16 protein-coding genes and 2 tRNA genes are annotated in these 19,955 nt (G+C 33.0%); 10 read left to right on the top strand and 8 right to left on the bottom strand.

Going from position 1 to position 19,955, the window contains the following annotated elements:
- Positions 1–116 precede the first annotated feature (116 nt).
- The 5 genes from ACKTSU_RS12880 to ACKTSU_RS12860 all read left to right on the top strand — a co-directional run bounded on the left by ACKTSU_RS12880 (position 117) and on the right by ACKTSU_RS12860 (position 6,546).
- The gene (locus ACKTSU_RS12880; RefSeq protein ID WP_408036829.1) at positions 117–944 is read left to right on the top strand and encodes an alpha/beta fold hydrolase; all 828 of its coding nucleotides are present in this window, start codon (positions 117–119) and stop codon (positions 942–944) included.
- Positions 944–2,362: a tetratricopeptide repeat protein gene (locus ACKTSU_RS12875; RefSeq protein WP_408036828.1), complete on the top strand. Its 1,419-nt coding sequence runs from the start codon at positions 944–946 to the stop codon at positions 2,360–2,362. The genes ACKTSU_RS12880 and ACKTSU_RS12875 overlap by 1 nt, the downstream gene beginning before the upstream one ends.
- A gap of 143 nt (positions 2,363–2,505) precedes the next feature.
- Positions 2,506–4,974: a TonB-dependent receptor gene (locus ACKTSU_RS12870; RefSeq protein ID WP_408036827.1), complete on the top strand. Its 2,469-nt coding sequence runs from the start codon at positions 2,506–2,508 to the stop codon at positions 4,972–4,974.
- Between the two features lie 26 nt (positions 4,975–5,000).
- The gene (locus ACKTSU_RS12865; RefSeq protein WP_408036826.1) at positions 5,001–5,783 is read left to right on the top strand and encodes an alpha/beta fold hydrolase; all 783 of its coding nucleotides are present in this window, start codon (positions 5,001–5,003) and stop codon (positions 5,781–5,783) included.
- Positions 5,776–6,546, top strand: coding sequence for a 3-hydroxybutyrate dehydrogenase (locus tag ACKTSU_RS12860; RefSeq protein ID WP_408036825.1), 771 nt, complete (start codon positions 5,776–5,778; stop codon positions 6,544–6,546). Before ACKTSU_RS12865 ends, ACKTSU_RS12860 begins: the two co-directional genes overlap by 8 nt.
- Before the next feature lie 144 nt (positions 6,547–6,690).
- On the opposite strand, the gene ACKTSU_RS12855 is transcribed toward ACKTSU_RS12860, so the two are convergent.
- Positions 6,691–6,767, bottom strand: a tRNA-Asn gene (locus ACKTSU_RS12855).
- 61 nt (positions 6,768–6,828) lie between these two features.
- Positions 6,829–6,902 (bottom strand) — tRNA-Asn (locus tag ACKTSU_RS12850).
- 273 nt (positions 6,903–7,175) lie between these two features.
- Between ACKTSU_RS12850 and ACKTSU_RS12845 the strand changes: the two genes are divergently transcribed.
- Positions 7,176–9,896, top strand: a complete 2,721-nt coding sequence (locus tag ACKTSU_RS12845; protein WP_408036824.1) for a 2-oxoglutarate dehydrogenase E1 component — start codon at positions 7,176–7,178, stop codon at positions 9,894–9,896.
- Between the two features lie 117 nt (positions 9,897–10,013).
- Positions 10,014–11,222, top strand: coding sequence for a 2-oxoglutarate dehydrogenase complex dihydrolipoyllysine-residue succinyltransferase (odhB, locus tag ACKTSU_RS12840; protein WP_299001632.1), 1,209 nt, complete (start codon positions 10,014–10,016; stop codon positions 11,220–11,222).
- Between the two features lie 72 nt (positions 11,223–11,294).
- Here the strand turns inward: odhB and ACKTSU_RS12835 are convergent, their stop codons facing one another.
- On the bottom strand, positions 11,295–13,547 hold the full coding sequence (locus ACKTSU_RS12835) for an inorganic phosphate transporter (protein ID WP_408036823.1): 2,253 nt from the start codon (positions 13,545–13,547) through the stop codon (positions 11,295–11,297).
- Positions 13,548–14,074: 527 nt separating this feature from the next.
- Here ACKTSU_RS12835 and ACKTSU_RS12830 point away from each other — a divergent pair.
- The 3 genes from ACKTSU_RS12830 (at position 14,075) to ACKTSU_RS12820 (ending at position 15,633) form a co-directional block, all read left to right on the top strand.
- Positions 14,075–14,740: a hypothetical protein gene (locus ACKTSU_RS12830; protein WP_408036822.1), complete on the top strand. Its 666-nt coding sequence runs from the start codon at positions 14,075–14,077 to the stop codon at positions 14,738–14,740.
- Positions 14,741–14,802: 62 nt separating this feature from the next.
- On the top strand, positions 14,803–15,249 hold the full coding sequence (locus ACKTSU_RS12825) for an SRPBCC family protein (RefSeq protein WP_408036821.1): 447 nt from the start codon (positions 14,803–14,805) through the stop codon (positions 15,247–15,249).
- Between the two features lie 12 nt (positions 15,250–15,261).
- Complete coding sequence (locus ACKTSU_RS12820; protein ID WP_408036820.1) at positions 15,262–15,633, top strand: VOC family protein; 372 nt, start codon at positions 15,262–15,264, stop codon at positions 15,631–15,633.
- 56 nt (positions 15,634–15,689) lie between these two features.
- Here the strand turns inward: ACKTSU_RS12820 and ACKTSU_RS12815 are convergent, their stop codons facing one another.
- The 5 genes from ACKTSU_RS12815 to ACKTSU_RS12795 all read right to left on the bottom strand — a co-directional run bounded on the left by ACKTSU_RS12815 (position 15,690) and on the right by ACKTSU_RS12795 (position 19,925).
- Positions 15,690–15,893 (bottom strand): hypothetical protein, encoded by a 204-nt coding sequence (locus ACKTSU_RS12815; protein ID WP_408036819.1) that lies wholly within the window; start codon positions 15,891–15,893, stop codon positions 15,690–15,692.
- A 35-nt stretch (positions 15,894–15,928) separates the two neighbouring features.
- Positions 15,929–17,242, bottom strand: a complete 1,314-nt coding sequence (sufD, locus tag ACKTSU_RS12810; protein ID WP_408036818.1) for a Fe-S cluster assembly protein SufD — start codon at positions 17,240–17,242, stop codon at positions 15,929–15,931.
- 43 nt (positions 17,243–17,285) lie between these two features.
- On the bottom strand, positions 17,286–18,035 hold the full coding sequence (gene sufC / locus ACKTSU_RS12805; RefSeq protein ID WP_408036817.1) for a Fe-S cluster assembly ATPase SufC: 750 nt from the start codon (positions 18,033–18,035) through the stop codon (positions 17,286–17,288).
- 78 nt (positions 18,036–18,113) lie between these two features.
- Complete coding sequence (gene sufB, locus ACKTSU_RS12800) at positions 18,114–19,562, bottom strand: Fe-S cluster assembly protein SufB (protein ID WP_408036816.1); 1,449 nt, start codon at positions 19,560–19,562, stop codon at positions 18,114–18,116.
- 33 nt (positions 19,563–19,595) lie between these two features.
- Complete coding sequence (locus tag ACKTSU_RS12795) at positions 19,596–19,925, bottom strand: HesB/IscA family protein (RefSeq protein ID WP_408036815.1); 330 nt, start codon at positions 19,923–19,925, stop codon at positions 19,596–19,598.
- Between the last annotated feature and the right edge of the window lie 30 nt (positions 19,926–19,955).

The following is a 19,955-nucleotide window of genomic DNA, read 5'->3' as shown; positions in this document are numbered from 1 at the left end:
ATGAAACAGATAAGTTTGGTGTTGATTTTTACATTGATAAACGCCATTGCATTTGCACAAAGCACAAAAAAACCAATGAAAGAAATACTTTCAGACTACGAGTTTAAACTAGATGTGTGAAAATTGATGATATAGAAATCACATATATTAAAGAAGGAAAAGGGGATAAAACGTTACTTTTTTTACACGGTTTGAGTAGTAATGCTGATGCGTGGTCTAAAAATATAGAGTCTTTAAAAGAGAATTATACTTGTGTAGCTGTCGATTTGCCTGGGCATGGTAAATCTTCAAAGCCAGAAGTAGTTTATACGCCAACGTTCTTTGCTGATATAGTATCTAAATTTATCAAGAAGAAAAGATTGAAAAATGTGGTTTTAGTTGGACACTCTATGGGAGGTCAAGCTAGTATGAAACTAGCATTGCAGTATCCAGAAGTGGTGCAAAAATTAGTATTGATAGCTCCAGCAGGATTAGAGAAGTTTACAAAAGACCAAGGAAATATTCTTAAAAGTGTATATACCGCTGAGGTAGTAAAGAACACGACAAACGAGCAAATTGCAAAAAATTATGCGCTCAACTTTTTTGAACAACCAGCTGAGGTTTCAAAAATGATTGAAGATCGTATTCGAATTAAACAAGCGTCCGATTTTGATACTCATTGTAAAGCAATTGTAAAAAGTGTATTCGGAATGTTAGATGATCCTGTACATGACGATTTAGAGAAAATTTCTCAAAAGACCCTAGTTGTTTTTGGAGATAAAGATATGTTGATTCCGAATAGATATTTGCACCCAGCATTAACGATTCAAGATGTAGGAAGTGTCGCGGCAGATAAAATAAAAAATGCTACTGTAAAGTATGTAGAAAATTGTGGGCATTTTGCGCAATTTGAAAAGCCTAAAAAAGTTAACTTGCTCATACAAGAATTTGTAGAAAGCGATTAATGAAAACGAAGCTTAAAAAATTTACAGAGTTTAGTAAAACTATTTTGCCAAACGAGGCAAAATATCTTCAAACAGTATATCAATTTAAAGGAGAAGAAAAATGTGTAATAAGTGATCTTATTATCAAAAATGCATTGTCCAAAAATGGTTTTACAGATTTTGATACTTCTATTGATAAACGAAAATACTCGTATGTAAAAGATTGGACTCAGAAAAAATTAACCAGTATAGATGTTGATGTTACAATAGATTGGTTAATGTCGTTAAAAAAGAAGATTTTAACCGATGCTATCACTTCACAAGAGGAGAAAGAGTTTCTTCAGTATATAATTTCATACAAAAGCATTGAGCATAATTTTCAAAGTTTTTACAATCTTGCTAAAGAATACAAATCGTATTTGTTGGTGCGAATGCGTTATAATGATCACGAAATTGTCGCTAACTTCATTAAGGAGTATGAGGCGAATTATATAACGGCAAAAGAAATACATGAAAAATTGTATGATGCAACTACAGAAATAACTAATCAATATACTTTAAATAATAACGAAACAAAACATCTAGAAGAATGGTTGTTGCAAGTGTTTAAAGATGAATCTATCGATGGTAAAAACCGTTATCAAGCATTTGTGTTATTGGCGTTTATGTATACAAATTATAATGAGAATGATAAGTTAAAATTACTTTTCGATCAAATTGATGCATATTTTAGTCAAGGTATAATGTACTCTAGACGCTTGCTTTCTAACTACTATGCGAGCCGAGTTTTATTGCATTCTAAACAAAATGAGTTTGAAGAAGCTGAGTTTTACGGGTATCTTTCAATTAGACAGAATAACAATGATACGTTAATGTATCTAAATAATTTGGTGGCTATTTTATTACGAAATAACAAGCCAGAAGAGGCGTTTTCTTTACTTGAAAAATATGAAGGACTTTATAAAGAAATCCATAATTATCATCAAAAAATAGGATACTGTTCATATAAAGTTCGAGTACTTTCGGAACTTCATAAACATAAAATAGCCGAAGCAACTGCAAAAACTTTTTTAAGAAAACATAAAAATGAGGTGTTAAAACATCGTTGGCATCATTTCTTTACATCATATATTAATGTATTAGTCACAGAGGAAAAATATGAAGAGGTACTAAAGTTAGCTTCAAAGTTTAATTTGATTGAAAAGGAAAAAGAACGTCAGAAGAAAAGCAATTATGTCCCTAATATTTCATGGAGTATTTCACTTTCAAGATATATGGAGGGTAAGATAAATTCAAGTCGCTTATTAGAAGAAATTAAACAACCTTTAGAGGGTATAACGCCAACGATGAATCAAAAACAGTTGATGTTCAGGGTGATAAATAAGTTGTCAGATAACCTTCCAGAGGCTTTTTTGAAATTAAAGTCTCATATTGAATAACTTTCTTTTAAATCTTAGGTTTTTATGATTAAAAAAATAAAAACAATTAAAAGTCACACTTTATAGTTTTTGTTTTTCAAATGGTTTATTTTTCATTTCCCGATAGATTGCGAGTGAAACAAACTTAATAACAATCTAAAATTATGAAAAAACTATTTTTCTTTTTAGTCTTAATTAGTTCTTTAACTCTAAGTGCACAGGGTACAGGAGGTATTCAAGGGGTAATTACAGATACAAATGGAGTGCCTTTAGCAGGAGCCACAGTATATATTAAAAGTATAGATAAGGGGATTGATGCTGATTTTGACGGGAAATTTGCAATTGAAAATATGAATAAAGGAACTTACAGTGTGCTTGTCTCATTCGTAGGTTTTGAAAGTGTAACCAAAACAGTAGCTGTTCAAAATGGACAGAAAACACAACTAAATATTTCTTTAAAAGAAGCAAGTAGTGTTTTAGATGAGGTTATACTAACGGCGAATAAAAAACCACAAAAAATTACTGAAGTGCCAGCTACAGTTAATGTTATTACGGCAAAAGATATTCAGGATTTTCCTAGTTTTAACATAGGTGAATTAGCAGCGAGACAAAAAGGGGTAGATTTTGTGCGTAGTGGTGTTTTAGGAACCGGAATTAATATCCGTGGTTTTAACTCAGCATTCAATTCAAAAAACTTGCAAATGACAGACGATAGAGTTTCGATGTTAATTGCAACAGGATTACCTTATGGTTCGTTTTCAACAGTTACAAAAGATGATGTTGAGCGTGTAGAGATTTTATTAGGACCAAACGGAACATTGTATGGACCAAATGCTCATAATGGTTTGGTAAGTACAATAACTAAAAACCCAAGAACTTCAGAAGGAACTACAATTGCGGTTGGTGCTGGAGATCAAAATGTAGTTACGGGTAGGCTGCGTCATGCACAAGTGTTAAGTGACAAGTTTGCTTATAAAATTCACTTAGAAAGTACACAAGGTACAGAGTTTAATTATGTAGATAGTGTATATGTAGGAACTAAAGCATATGGAGAGAAAAACTTAGATCGTGATTTTAATGCCTTAAAATATGGAGCCTCGTTATACTACAAGCCTACTAGTAGTTCAGAAATTACAGCATATTACGGGCATAGTAATAACACCAATTTAGCGGTTACAAATGCAGGTCGTAATCAAATTAAAGATTGGACTTTAGATATTGCTCAATTAAAATATGTGTCTAAAAACTTTTTCGCAAATGCATATTATACATGGAGTAAAACAGATGAAACTTATGCAATTAATCAGCGTACACAAAACTATGTGTCGTTTATTGAAAATGGTTTTTCAGAAGAAGAAGCTTGGAGTCGTGCATTATATGAACAGTGGATTCCCGCTTATGGTATAGCAGTTCCAAGAGGAGCACTTTTTAAAGATGCGTCTGAAAGATTCAATGCAGAGGCTCAGTATAATAATAACTGGGGAGAGTTTTATGTAACTGCAGGTGCGCAATATCAGTTAGATATGGCAGATTCTAAAGGAACTTATTTATTAGATCAAGATGGTTCGATTGATATCGCTCAAAAAGGAGTGTATGGTCAGTTTGAATATAAATTAGAATCAGGATGGAATTTTTTAGCAGGTATAAGAGCGGATAATCATGATTTATACGGAACTAACTTTTTACCAAAAGCAGCAGTTACCAAAACAATTGGTGAAGGTACGTTTAGATTAACGTATGGTAGAGGTATGGCAGTGCCATCAATATTAAACTTACAAGGGAATTTATTTGGTGGATTAGTGTTAGGTAACGGAGAAGGATTTACGTTAACTGATGGAACCAAGATCGATAAGTTAGAGGTAGAAACTATCAACTCTTTTGAGTTTGGTTATAAAGGAAAGCTTACAGATAAGTTTTATATTGATGCAAGTGCGTATTATAATATGTCGGAAAACTTCATAAGCCCTTTGCGTAACATAGTCGATGCAGCTAATGGTAATTATGTAACTCATATGGGAGATAAACCTATTGATGAGGTTTCGCCAGGAGCTAGTGCATCACCACTTTTATTAACCTATAGCAATTTCGGAAATGTAGACACTTACGGATTCGACCTTGGATTGAACTATTATTTTACAGATGCTATTAGAACCTCTTTAAATTATTCGTATTTCGGACGTAGTTTAGATAAAAACGATATGAACAATGATGGTAATTTAGATGGAGTTGTTTTAGAAAGTGAATTACCTATCAATACACCGGAAAACAAATTGAGTTTAGGGTTGCATTACGGAGGTAAGAAATTGTACGGAGCTCTTTTTGGACGTTGGGTGCAAGACTATGACTTCTTTTCAGGAATTAATGTTGCCGCTAAAACACAAGACTTAGATGGAGATGGGGTAAATGAAATTGTTGAAAACTCACGTATAGGAAGAACGTGGAATTATGGTCCTTTAGGTGGTTTTACAGTAGATGCTAACTTAGGGTATAATTTAAATGATAATATATCAGTAGGTATGAATGTTACGAATATTTTCGACGCAAGTATAAGAGAATTTGTAGCTTCTCCAGAGGTTGGAAGGTTAGTTTCGTTCGAGCTTAAATATAACTTTAACGCATTTAAGAAAAAATAAAACCGAATCCGTTAAGCTTATAAAGTATGCCGAAAGTAAAAGTAAACAATATAGAGCTTGATTATGAAGAATATGGAAAAGGCGAGGTTCTTTTGTTTCTTCATGGATTAGGTTCTACCAAAGCAGATTGGGATGCGCAAATTCCTTTCTTTTCAGAAAAATATCGTGTTGTGGTAGTAGATCTTAGGGGGCATGGAAAAACTTCCATTCCCTCTAAAGACTACGGGGTAAAATTCATGACCGAAGATATTAAGCAATTACTAGATGTTTTAAAAATAGAAAAAGCCACGGTTATAGGTTTTTCTATGGGAGGAGCGGTAGCATTTCAGTTAGCTTCCAGTAATCCTGAATACATTAATAATTTGGTTATTGTAAATAGTGGTCCCGATTTTAATGATATGGGAAAAATAGGTAAAGAATTATTGAGTTCAAGAACCGAGTTTTTGAAAACCAAAGGGTTGCTTCCTTTGGCTAAAGAAATTGCATATAATATGTTTCCTGAAGATGATCAAATTGAAATGAGAAATCAATTTGAAGAACGATGTAAAAACAATGATTATGATGCGTATTACAATTCATTTGTCACGTTGATGGATTGGGGTTTAGGGGATAAATTAAAAGATATTACAGTTAGAACGCTAGTGGTAGCTTCTGATATGGATTATACTCCTGTTTCTTTCAAAGAAGAATATGTAAAAAGAATGCCGAATGCAATACTGTCTGTAATTGAAAACTCAAGACATGGGGCGGTAATAGATCAACCAGAGGTTTTTAATAAAGTGCTTGAAAATTTTCTGAATCATGAATAAAGTAGCGTTGATAACAGGAAGTACTAGCGGTATCGGCTTGGGTATTGCAGAGGCTTTTGCCAAAGCAGGTTACAATATTATGTTTCATGGTTTGGAGGCGGATGGTGATAAAATAGCAAAAAGCGTAGGAGATAAGTATAATGTAAAAGTTTCTTTTTCAAATGCGAATTTACTGGTTGCTGATGAGGTTGAAACATTAATAGATCAAGCAATAAAAGTGTTTGGTACATTGCATGTGTTGGTTAATAATGCAGGAATACAGTATGTTTCTCCTGTAGAAGATTTTCCGAATAATAAGTATGAAAGTATTATTGCTATTAATATGAATGCTACTTTTTATGCTTCAAAAAAAGCATGGAATTTTATGAAGGATCAGAAATTCGGTAGAATTATCAATGTTTCATCAGTTCATGGCTTGAGGGCATCTGAGTTTAAAACAGCCTATGTAACAGCAAAACACGGTGTAATAGGTATGACAAAGGTTCTGGCTTTAGAAGGTGCGCCTTATAATATAACATGTAATGCAATTTGTCCAGGGTATGTAAAAACACCTTTAGTGGAAGGTCAAATAAAAGACCAAGCTAAAGCACATAATATGTCTGTAGAAGAAGTTGTTGAAAAAGTAATGCTGAAAAAACAGGCGGTAAAACAGTTTGTTCCGTTGGAAACAATTGCTGATATGGCTCTGTTATTGGCAAAAGACACTTCATCAACTATTACTGGAACTTCATTTGCTTTAGATGGTGGTTGGAGTGCGCAGTAACCTATAATGAAAACTTTGTTTCATTAATTTAGTATATACAAGAGCAGAAGTCTGGCTTACTACTTGTTAGTAAGTTGGGCTTTTGTGTAATTTTAAGTTTAGATAAAATAAAAATCCGATTTACGGAAGTAAATCGGATTTTTTTGGCTCCTCAACCTGGACTCGAACCAGGGACCCTCTGATTAACAGTCAGATGCTCTAACCAACTGAGCTATTGAGGAATGTTCTTGTAGAACAATCTATGTATGTTGTAGAAATTATCGGCTTCTACGTTGCCTTTAGCTCCTCAACCTGGACTCGAACCAGGGACCCTCTGATTAACAGTCAGATGCTCTAACCAACTGAGCTATTGAGGAATTTAAGATGTACTTGTCTTAAAATGCGAGTGCAAATTTAAGTCCTTTTTTTATATCTGCAAATTATTTTTTTAAAAAAAATAAAACTATTTTTCTTGATGCTGAAATTCAGTGCTTTATTTTTACTGAAAAGAGGTGCGTTTAACGCAAATTTAACAAAAACTAAAAACTCGTTAAAGAGTTTAAAATTAGGCTAAAAAGGAGTGCTATTTTTGGTAAAAGTTGTACTTTTGTCAACATTATTCTTATAGATAGAAAAGTATAACAAAATATATGGACAAGTTTTCGTTCTTAAACGCAGCACACGCAGGTTTTATAGGTGATTTGTATGAACAATATCAAAAAAATCCTGATGCGATAGAACCAAGTTGGAGAAGTTTTTTTCAAGGATATGATTTGGCTAACGAGAATTATTCATTAACAGATGAAGAAGTTTCGATAGAAGTCCCTGAAGAAGTACGTAAAGAATTTTTAGTAATCGATTTAATCAACGGTTACCGCACACGTGGACATTTGTTTACCAAAACAAACCCAGTTCGTAACAGAAGAACTTACACGCCAACTTTAGAAATTGAAAATTTCGGGTTAAATCAAGGAGATTTATCCAAAGTTTTTAATGCAGGTGAAATTTTAGGTATAGGTCCTAAAAGTTTAGCTGAGATTATAGATTATTTAAAATCTGTATTCTGTGAGAGCATTGGAGTTGAGTATATGTATGTACGCAACCCTGAAGAGTTAAAGTGGTGGAATGAGCGTTTAAACAAAAACGCAAACCATCCTAGTTATGATGTAGAATCGAAAAAGTATATTCTTACCAAATTAAACCAAGCTTCAACTTTTGAAAGTTTCTTGCAAACAAAATATGTTGGGCAGAAACGTTTTTCTGTTGAAGGTGGTGAAACGTTAATTCCAGGGGTAAGTGTAGCGCTTAGAGACGCAGCTGAAGAGTATGGAGTAGAAGAGTGTGTGTTGGGAATGGCACACCGTGGGCGTTTGAACACCTTAGTAAACATCTTTAAAAAACCAATTCGCGATTTATTTAGTGAATTTGAAGGGAAAGATTTTGAAGACCAAGATATTGATGGGGATGTAAAATACCACTTAGGGTTAACCTTAAGCAAAGAGTATCAAGGAGGTCAAAAAATGAACTTAGTTCCTAACCCATCTCATTTAGAAACAGTAGATGCTGTTGCTGAAGGAATTGTTAGAGCTAAGATAGACAAAGATTACGAAGGAAATGAAAACAAAATCCTTCCAATCTTAGTGCACGGTGATGCTGCAATTGCAGGTCAAGGTATTGTATACGAAGTTGTGCAAATGGCACAGTTAAACGGATACAAAACAGGGGGTACTATTCATATTGTGGTAAATAACCAAGTTGGTTTTACAACTAATTACTTAGATGCACGTTCAAGTACCTATTGTACTGATGTGGCAAAAGTAACGTTATCTCCAGTACTACATGTAAATGCTGATGATGCTGAAGCAGTATGTCATGCAATGGAAATGGCAGTTGAATATCGTATGAAGTTCAACAAAGACATTTTTATTGATTTATTAGGATATCGTAAATACGGTCATAACGAAGGTGATGAACCTCGTTTTACGCAGCCTAAATTATACAAAGCAATCTCTAAACATAAAAATGCTAGAGAAATTTATGCAAATAAATTAATTGCTGAGGGGAGCATTACTGCTGACTACTTAAAAGTGATAACTGAAGAATTCAAGGCACATTTAGAAATTGAATTTGCGGAATCTAAAAAGAAAGAAACAGCAAAAATTCAAGAATTCATGCCTGATGTTTGGGAAGGATTTGTACGTAAGCAGTTACAACATATGTTGCAGCCTGTAGATACAACCTACTCGGTAGAAGGTTTAAAAGATATTGCAAGAGTTATTTCGAAAACACCAGAAGGACATAAGTTTGTTCGTAAAGCAGAACGTATCTTAAAAGGTCGTGAAAAAATGGTTTTTGAAGATAACTTGTTAGATTGGGGTACGGCTGAGAACTTAGCATACGGTACATTATTAGAAGAAGGATATGATGTGCGTATTTCAGGAGAAGATGTAGAAAGAGGAACATTCTCTCACCGTCATGCAATTATGCGTGATGAAGAAACCTTAGATCGTGTAAACTTGTTAAACACAAATCCAAAGAATAAAGGAGAGATGACTATTTACAACTCTCACTTATCAGAATATGGGGTATTAGGTTTCGACTACGGATATGCGATGGCAGCTCCAAATACATTAACAATTTGGGAAGCTCAGTTTGGTGATTTTGCTAACGGAGCACAAATCATGTTCGACCAATATATTTCTTCGGCAGAAGATAAGTGGAAGTTACAAAACGGATTGGTAATGTTATTACCTCATGGTTACGAAGGGCAAGGGCCAGAGCACTCATCAGGAAGAATTGAACGTTTCTTACAATCATCGTCAACTGATAACTGGACAATTGCAAACTGTTCTACACCAGCAAATATGTACCACATTTTGCGTCGTCAGATGAAGCGTGATTTTAGAAAACCATTAGTTGTTTTCACTCCAAAAAGTTTATTACGTTTACCAAAAGCAGTAAATCCTATTGAAGATTTAGCGAACGGAACATTCCAAGAAGTAATTGACGATACGATTGATACTTCAAAAGCTAAGAAAATGGTGTTCTGTACAGGTAAGTTCTACTATGATTTATTAGAAGAGCGTGAAAAGCTTGGTAGAGAAGATGTAGCTTTAGTTCGTATAGAGCAGTTGTTCCCATTACATAATGATAAAATCAAAGAGGTAATGGATAAGTATCCAAATGTAGAGCGTTATGTTTGGGCACAAGAAGAACCTAAAAACATGGGAGCTTGGAGTTATATGTTAGAGCGTTTTGAATTGGCTAGATTAGAATGTGCTTCAGAAGAGTATCGTTCGTCACCAGCAGCAGGTTCAGGAGCACGATTTAGAAGACGTCATCAAGCTATTATTGATAAGGTTTTTGATTAAAAAATAAATGCGTTAGGGATTGAAGCAAGCTACCATGTAGCGCGTAAAGCCCGACCCGATAGGGAAACGCCCAAATAAAAGAAATAAAATAATTCAGATATATAAAATTTAGAACTGATGGTTTTAGAAATGAAAGTTCCTTCTCCGGGGGAATCAATTACAGAAGTAGAAATCGCAACTTGGTTAGTTGAAGATGGTGATTACGTTGAGAAAGATCAACCGATTGCCGAAGTAGATTCTGACAAAGCAACGTTAGAATTGCCTGCGGAAGAAAGCGGAATAATCACTTTAAAAGCTGAAGAAGGTGATGCAGTAGCAGTAGGAGCTGTAGTTTGTCATATTGATATGAGTGCAGCAAAACCTGACGGAGCAGCAGCGCCTAAAGCTGAAGCACCTAAAGCTGAAGAGAAAAAAGAGGCACCTAAAGCTGAGCCAGTTAAAGAAACATACGCAACAGGTACAGCATCTCCAGCAGCTAAGAAAGTATTAGCTGAAAAAGGAATGAGTGCAGCTGACGTTCAAGGAACTGGTAAAGATGGTCGTGTAACTAAAGAAGACGCTGTAAATGCGGTTCCATCAATGGGAACTCCAGGAACTGGGTCTCGTACTAGTGAGCGTAAAAAATTATCTATGTTACGTCGTAAAGTTGCTGAGCGTTTAGTTTCTGTAAAGAACGAAACAGCGATGTTAACTACGTTTAACGAAGTGAACATGCAGCCAATTTTCGATTTACGTAATGAGTATAAAGATGCGTTTAAAGCGAAACACGGTGTAGGTTTAGGATTTATGTCATTCTTTACCTTAGCCGTTGTAAGGGCATTAAAAATGTATCCAGACGTAAACTCAATGATTGATGGAGATTACAAAGTAAGTCACGATTTCCAAGATATTTCTATTGCAGTATCAGGTCCTAAAGGATTAATGGTTCCTGTTATCAGAAATGCTGAAAACTTAACCTTTAGAGGAGTTGAAAGCGAAGTAAAGCGTTTAGCATTACGTGCTCGTGACGGACAAATTACGGTTGATGAAATGACAGGAGGTACATTTACGATCACTAACGGTGGTGTATTTGGTTCTATGTTATCTACACCAATTATCAACCCTCCACAAAGTGGAATTTTAGGAATGCATAACATTGTTAATCGTCCAATGGCGGTAAATGGTGAAGTGGTAATTCAACCAATTATGTATGTAGCATTATCGTACGATCACAGAATTATTGATGGTCGTGAGTCTGTTGGATTCTTAGTTGCTGTAAAAGAAGCGTTAGAAAATCCAGTAGAATTATTAATGGATAACAATCCTAAGAAAGCCTTAGAAATGTAGTCGAAAATTTCGACAGATAAATAAAAAAAACCGCACAACCGTGCGGTTTTTTTTATTTGTACTAGAGTAATTTTAGTTTTTTAATTGTTCATTTTTTTCATAATACAGGTTCAAAATTTCCAGATTAGATTTTATTAAGTCTTTCGTTTCTAGTAAAATACTAAAATATAAGGTAGCGTTTTTGGGACTAGACTCTTCTGTTCTTGTTCTTTCAACCTGAAGTTGAATTGACTCTTCTACATGGTTTAGTAATACAATCTTTTCTTCAACTATTTTAGGAACTATTCTTTCAAAGCTTCTAGAATCAAAAATCTCGCTGATATCATTTAATAAGTCTATCAGTTTATTGTTAATCTCTAATAATTCAGCAGCTTGTTTTTTCTTTAATGCTTTGTGGTTATTATTTACATGTTTATGACTAATCTTAGCAATTAGACTAGATGATTGAGCTACATCCTGCAAGCTACCTGTTACATCTATATAAAATTTACTCGCAGCTAAATAAGAGTCGTCTAATTCTTTAATAAAGTAGAAAATTTCATTTTGTAAATCTTCAATTTCTACTTCAAGCTTGTTTACATTATTCTTAGCTTTTTTAAGTAGAGCTAAATCTTGATTAATTAAACCTTTAATAGTCATGTCATTAATCTTACAAACTCTTTTTAAAGCTTTAGAAATATTGTCAGCACTTTCTTCTATTACTCCTTGAATTGAATTTCCTTCTGCTTTACTTAACCTATCTTCTGCTTTTAATTCTTTTACTTTTTCATTGTGAGCTATATAGTTTCTAACTAATAATAAAATTGCTAGTAATAACAATACTGCAATAGCAGCTGGTCCACCTAAATTAATTAATAATGCCATTATACCAGCAGCTATAAATGCAATAATTGCAGTTCCAAACCAACCTGCTATAACATTAAAAACCCCGGCAACTCTATATACAGCACTTTCACTTCCCCAAGCTCTATCTGCTAATGAGCTACCCATTGCAACCATAAATGTTACATAGGTTGTAGACAGTGGTAATTTCATAGAAGTAGCAATAGAAATTAAAACTCCTGCTACCATTAAATTGACTGATGCTCTTACTTGGTCAAAGGCTGGTAATTCATGCGATTTACTCTTTGAAACTGTAACTATAGGTTTTTGAAATTGTTTATCTATTTTTTGAACTACAGATATTGGTAACACAGTATTGGTATATTTAGAAACTAACATTGTAAATCGAACAACTGCTCTTGATAGTGTATTTGGCTTAAACTTTTCAGCTCCTTCTCCTTGTCTTGACAAACCAATTTCTGTATCAGCGACTGAACGCGCTTTTTTAGAAAACCATAGTGTTAGTACCATAACCCCTCCTGCTAAAAACAATAATAAGGGTTCTGTAGGTACTTTTTTATCTAAAACTTCCATAGAGAACGACGTTGCATCAATTCCAGAAGTAGTCCAAGCTTCGTATGAATGCCATGCTGCCATAGGTACACCTATAAAGTTAACTAAGTCATTCCCAGAAAAAGCTAGTGCTAAACCAAAGGTACCTATTCCTATAATAGGAATGAAAATATTCTTCTTTAAAACACTCATATATATTTGAGAAAGGATTGTCAAACTTATAAATGAAATAAAAATGATCATAATCTCATTCCCTTCTAACATTCCTTTTATATCTTTATAATAAGGTGTTCCTTTTAATCCTTTCATAAAAATAAAGTATGTAATTGCTGTTAATGCCCCGCCTCCAAATAATGCCCCTAGATACTTTATTTTCTTATCGTAATGAAAAGAAAAAATTAATCTTGAAACGAACTGCACAAGTGCTCCTACAGAAAATGCAATTAATACTGAGAGCAAAATACCTGAAATGATTTGAAATGCTTTTTCTGTATTTATATATATAAGTAAATCTGAAAATGTTTGTGAATCTGAAGCTCCTATTTTAATCAATGCCATTGCAACTGCAGCTCCTAATAATTCAAATACAATAGAAACTGTAGTAGATGTAGGCATGCCTAAAGTGTTAAAGAAATCGAGCAGTAAGATGTCAGTTATCATTACCGCCATAAAAATAATCATGATTTCATTAAACATAAATTCTCCAGGGACAAAAATTCCTTTTCTAGCTACCTCCATCATTCCGCTAGAAAAAACTGCACCGCAAAAGATTCCTAAACTTGCAATAATCATTATTGTTTTAAAAGGGATTGCCTTAGAACCAATGGCAGAGTTCAAAAAATTAACCGCATCGTTACTAACACCAACAATTAAATCTGCTACTGCCAGTATCACCAAGGCTACAATCATTATTAAGTAAATATTTTCCATGTTTTTGTTTTTTGGAATTACAACTTTTAAATTAACTTAAAGCAATTACAATAATACCTGTGATAATGGTAATATATGAGCCTCTATTGTTTTATATCTTCATTAAATTTAAATCATTACCAGAAACTCAAGTTTCTGGTAGAAGAAGGTGGGGGTATACTTCATATGCAGAAATTACTATTCTAGTAATTAACAACATTGATTTGTAATTTTTACTCATAATTGATTGACTTTCATAAATATAAAAAAATAGTTTGTAAATTCAAATAAGTATTGATGTTGGGTTTATTAATTTTTCTTTTATTAAAAAGCTATTTCTTTCAAGGAGTCAATTAATCAATTTCAGAAGAAGAAAATGTAACTAGGTTAGTTGAAGATGATGTTAAAGAAGTCTTAGAAATGTAAGTCAAAATATGTTTTATACATATAAAGATTCTCTACAAATTGTACGATATTTTTATGTAAATAGATTTTGATGTTTAACTATAAATGAATATTTTGGTTAAATAACTGTTTAATTGCTTGAAATGAAAAATATTGTATTGGTAGTTTGTTTGTTTATGTTTTTTTTTAAGGGATATTCTCAACAGGGTGAATTTGAAAAAGAATTTGGTGAAGAAAACGTGAAAACTTTAAACTCATTTTTAGAAGGTTTTGAAACCAACACGTTAAAAAAAGAATACCCGAATATTGCATTAGAAAAAGCTTATAAGAAGTTTTTAAAAGCTATTGTAAATGAAAACTATTCGGTTCTAGAAAAAAGTAAAGAAAGATTTAAAGATGATGATTTTAAATTACACATATACTGTGTTCCAGATTCAACTTGGATCGAAAAAAGGAGACTTTCTTCAGGGAAAAAAGGTTTTTTAATAAAAGAAAGGTATAAATATTTAACAACAAACAATACGATTGGGTATACCAAATCAACTATATTTTGTTGTGATAATAAAGATAAAACACTTGAGCTATTGAAAAAGAAAAGAGTTCAAATAAACCTTTCAGGATTGTATATAAAGGCTTTAAAAAAGATATCTAATAAATCAGAATTTATTAAAAATTATCTTCACAATATCCAAATTACTGCAGATCCAATTCATCCCAATACGATGTCAAATTACATTCTTATGAATGATATTGATGTAAACGATTATTTTGTAAAAAGGATATTGTTTGTAAATACTGTTTACAGATAAAACGATGTTTTTATTTTGATTTAATTTTTTACTAACTTTAATAGCTATAAAATCAGGTGATTATGAAAGTTGTTAAAGAAGGATTTACCGTTTATCATAATTTCCCTATAAAGGCATTGTCTAATGAGGTTTTTAAGGCAATTACTCATCCAGAAGACTTGGTACATTGGTGGCCACTTAAATGTACTGGAATGCCTAAAATAGGAGCTGAATACAACCTCTTTTTTGGTGAGCCTTACAATTGGTATGGTGAAGTAATAAAATGTGAAGAGCATTCTTCTTTTTACATAAAAATGACCAAATCTGATAAAGATTGGAATTCTACAACATTTGGTTTTGATTTGTATGAAAAGGATGATGGAGTTACTTGGGTGAACTTTTTTCACAGGGGTTGGGTAGAAGAGAATGATCATTTTAAGCACTCTTCCTATTGTTGGGCATTGTTGCTAAACGGACTTAAAAATTATGTTGAAAAAGGAATTATTATACCTTTTGAAGAAAGAAATTAAAAAGAAAATATTATGAAACTAGGGGCTTTTTCAATCAGTTTATCAGTAAAAGATATTGATAAATCGAGAGAATTTTATGAAATGCTGGGGTTTACTGTTTTTGCAGGTCAAATAGAAAAGAATTATTTGATTATGAAAAATGGTAATTCATTAATTGGATTGTTTCAAGGTATGTTTGATAATAATATCTTAACGTTTAATCCAGGTTGGGATGAAAACGCAAACAAATTAGAAGATTTTGATGATGTGAGAATCATTCAACAGCATTTAAAAGAAAACCACATCAAGCTAAAAAGAGAAGTTGATAAGAATACATCAGGTGCTGGAAGTATCGTATTCTTTGATCCTGATGGAAATACAATTTTAATAGATCAACATGTATAAATAAAAAGCGGAAAACTGCTAGTGGTTTTCCGCTTTTTATTTTATTCGTTTAAGGTTTATTTCTTTCCGAAAAAAGAGCTAAAGGCAATAGCTGCTATTCCAATAACTATGGTAATATACGAGCCAGTGTTGTCTTGTGCTTTTATTAAATCTACATCTCCAACAGAAACTTGTGTTTCTGGTTGTATAAGGGTGTAAACTCCGTAAGCTAAAATTACGATACCAGCAATTAGTACTATCGATTTAAGGTTTTTACTCATAATTGATTGTTTTTCATAAAGATATGAAAAACAACTTATAGTTCAAAACCAATATTAACGCCTAATTTATTGGCAATTAATTGGGTAATTCTTTTTTTAACTTCAGGTATCTTAACACTCTCTAAAACAGTGTTAGCAAAAGCATACATTAATAAAGCGTTGGCTTCTTTTTTAGGAATACCTCTTTGTTGCATGTAAAATAATGCTTGATCGTCTAATTGACCAATAGTACAACCATGCGAACACTTTACATCATCAGCAAAAATTTCTAACTGTGGCTTAGCATTTATTGTAGCTTTATCACTAATTAAAATATTGTTGTTTTGTTGATAAGCATTGGTTTTTTGAGCTTCCTTTTCAACAATAACCTTCCCGTTGAATACACCAGTTGAACGATCCCCGTATATACCTTTATAGTCTTGATGACTTTCACAATTAGGCTCTATATGGTTTACTAAAGTGTGATGATCTACGTGTTGTTTACCTTCAATAATAGTGATTCCTTTCAAAATAGAGTTGATATGCTCTCCTTTCTGATAGAAATTTAAGTTGTTACGAGTAATGTTTCCACCAAAAGAGAAGGTGTGTACAGAACAAGTGCTTTCTTTTTGTTGCTCAATGTAAGTATTGTCAATTAAAGAAGCATTTTCGTTATCATTTTGAATCTTATAATAGTCTACTGTTGAATGCGTATCTGTAAAAATTTCAGTTACAGAATTCGTTAAAACAGCATTACTGTTAAGGTTTTGATGACGTTCTATAATTTGAACATGTGCGTTTTTTTCAACAACAATTAAGTTACGAGGTTGTAACATTGCTGCATTTTCTTTTCCTGTGTTAAAGTTAATAATTTGAATAGGTTTTTCAACCTCAACATTTTTTGGAATGTGAATAAAAGCACCTTCGGTAGCAAATGCTGTGTTTAAAGAAGTTAAATTATCTTGCTTTGCTATTTTATTAAAATACTTTTCTATAACAGGTTTGTATTTATCTTTTGAAAAAGCAGCTGATAATAAACAAACATCTTTTCCGTCATGAGTAGTACTTGATAAAAATGAACTGTATTTACCATCTACAAAAACAATTTTGTAGCTGTCTATTTCATGAATAAAATATTTCTTTACATCTGCTAATTCAACCGCAGCTTCACGATCAGGAAATATGCTGTAATCTTCTTTTAAAATTGAATTTAAAGAAGTGTATTTCCAAGCTTCTAACTTTTTAGTAGGAAACCCTAACTTTTCAAAGTTTTGTAGTGCTTTTGTTCTGATTTCGTGTAAATCAGAGTTGATATTTATACCGTTTTCAAAAGCTACGTATGATGATAATATTTTTTCTTTTAACTCCATTGTTTCTTGCTGTCATTACATCTTAGCAGTAATTAAAATTTAATTACGCTAATTCGTTTTTAATCCAATCGTATCCTTTTTCTTCAAGCTCTAAAGCAAGAGAAGCATCTCCTGTTTTAACGATTTTTCCATCGTGTAAAACGTGTACATAGTCAGGAACGATATAATCTAATAAACGTTGGTAGTGTGTAATAACTACTACAGCGTTGTCTTTAGATTTTAATTTGTTAACTCCGTTAGCAACAATACGTAGTGCATCGATATCTAAACCAGAATCTGTTTCATCTAAAATAGCTAGTTTAGGCTCTAACATTGCCATTTGAAAAATCTCATTACGCTTTTTTTCACCTCCAGAAAATCCTTCGTTTAAAGAACGAGATAAGAACTTACGATCGATTTCTAACAATTCTGATTTTTCACGAATCTTTTTTAGCATGTCTTTAGCAGGCATTTCTTCTAAACCTTGAGCTTTACGAGATTCATTAATCGCAGTTTTGATAAAGTTCGTAACAGTTACCCCAGGAATTTCTACAGGATACTGGAATGATAAAAATACACCTGCATGTGCTCTTTCTTCAGGAGCTAATTCGCTAATATCTACACCTTCTAATTCAATAGAACCAGCAGTCATTTCGTAAGTTTCATTACCGGCAATTACAGATGATAAGGTACTTTTACCAGCACCGTTAGGTCCCATAATTGCATGAACCTCTCCTGCTTTTACTTCTAAATTAATTCCTTTAAGAATATCTTTATCTTCTACCTGTGCGTGTAAGTTTTCTATTTTTAACATGTTTCTATGTTATTTCGCTTTTTTCATCAAAAAGCATTTTTTATTATTTTGAAGTTTTCAAATTAACGTATTCATTAATTATCCAACACTTCCTTCTAAACTAATTTCTAATAATTTTTGAGCTTCTACAGCAAACTCCATTGGTAATTTATTTAGTACTTCTTTACTAAATCCGTTTACAATTAACGCAATGGCTTTTTCAGTGTCAATACCACGTTGGTTACAGTAGAATAATTGGTCTTCACCAATTTTACTAGTGGTAGCTTCGTGTTCTATTTGAGCTGATTTGTTTTTTGCTTCGATATAAGGAAAAGTGTGTGCACCACACTCATTACCCATTAATAAAGAATCACATTGTGAGAAGTTACGTGCATTTTCTGCTCTAGAATTGATTTGTACCAATCCGCGGTAACTGTTTTGTGATTTTCCAGCAGAAATTCCCTTAGAAATAATAGTTGACTTAGTGTTTTTTCCTAAGTGAATCATTTTAGTTCCAGTATCTGCTTGCTGGTGGTTGTTAGTAACTGCAATTGAGTAAAACTCTCCAACAGAATTGTTCCCTTTTAAAATACAACTTGGATATTTCCAAGTAATTGCTGAACCTGTTTCAACCTGAGTCCAAGAAATTTTAGCATTGGTTTCACACAATCCTCTTTTGGTTACAAAGTTGAAAACACCACCTTTTCCTTCTGAATCCCCAGGGAACCAGTTTTGTACGGTAGAATATTTTATTTCAGCATCGTCTAAAGCAATTAGCTCTACTACTGCTGCGTGTAATTGGTTTTCATCACGTTGTGGAGCGGTACATCCTTCTAAGTAAGAAACATAACTGCTTTCATCTGCAACAACTAAAGTACGCTCAAATTGCCCTGTTCCTCCTTCGTTGATACGGAAGTACGTAGATAGTTCCATAGGACAACGAACTCCTTTTGGAATATAACAGAAAGATCCGTCAGAGAATACAGCAGAGTTTAATGCAGCGTAAAAGTTGTCAGTTGGTGGAACAACAGAACCGATGTATTTTCTTACTAATTCTGGGTGCTCTTGTATAGCTTCAGAAATTGGCATAAAAATAATTCCTTTCTCAGCCAACGTTTCTTTAAAAGTAGTAGCTACCGAAACAGAGTCCATTACAATATCAACTGCTACATTTGCCAACTTTTTTTGCTCTTCTAAAGAAATTCCTAGTTTTTCAAAAGTAGCCAATAACTCAGGGTCTACTTCGTCTAAACTGTTTAATTTAGGTTTTTGTTTAGGAGCTGAGTAGTAAGAAATATCTTGAAAACTTGGTTTTTTATAGGTAACGTTTGCCCACTCTGGTTCTTCCATTTGTTCCCAAATTCTAAAAGCTTCTAAACGCCATTCAGTCATCCATTCTGGTTCGTTTTTCTTTTTAGAAATGGCACGAACGATATCCTCGTTTATCCCATTAGGAAACTTTTCACTCTCAATATCAGTATAAAAACCGTACTCGTATTCTTTGGTTTTTAATTCTTCTCTTAAATCGTCCTCGGTGTATTTACTCATCAGTATTTTTGTATTCTTTTTGATGTATAGGTTTTATAGAGAAAAGCTTTCTCCACAACCACAAGTTCTGTTAGCATTAGGATTGTTAAACACAAAGCCTTTACCGTTTAAACCTCCAGAATATTCTAAAGTTGTACCCACTAAGTATAAAAAGCTTTTCTTGTCAACAATAATTTTTACTTCATTGTCTTCAAAAACTTTATCGTTTTCCTGTTGGGTTTTGTCAAAAGTTAAGTCGTATGATAATCCTGAGCAACCACCACTTTTTACTCCAACGCGAACAAAGTCGGTTGTAGTATCAAATCCATCATCTGTCATTAATTCAATGACTTTCTTTTTTGCTGTGTCTGAAACTTTTATCATCGTTTAAATAGATTAAATCTAAGTGAATTG

Origin of the sequence: Tenacibaculum aestuarii, assembly GCF_964510395.1 — a bacterium.
Lineage (GTDB): Bacteria > Bacteroidota > Bacteroidia > Flavobacteriales > Flavobacteriaceae > Polaribacter > Polaribacter aestuarii.
Note: the sequence above shows the minus strand (reverse complement) of the source record. Positions and strands in the feature narration are given on the sequence as shown.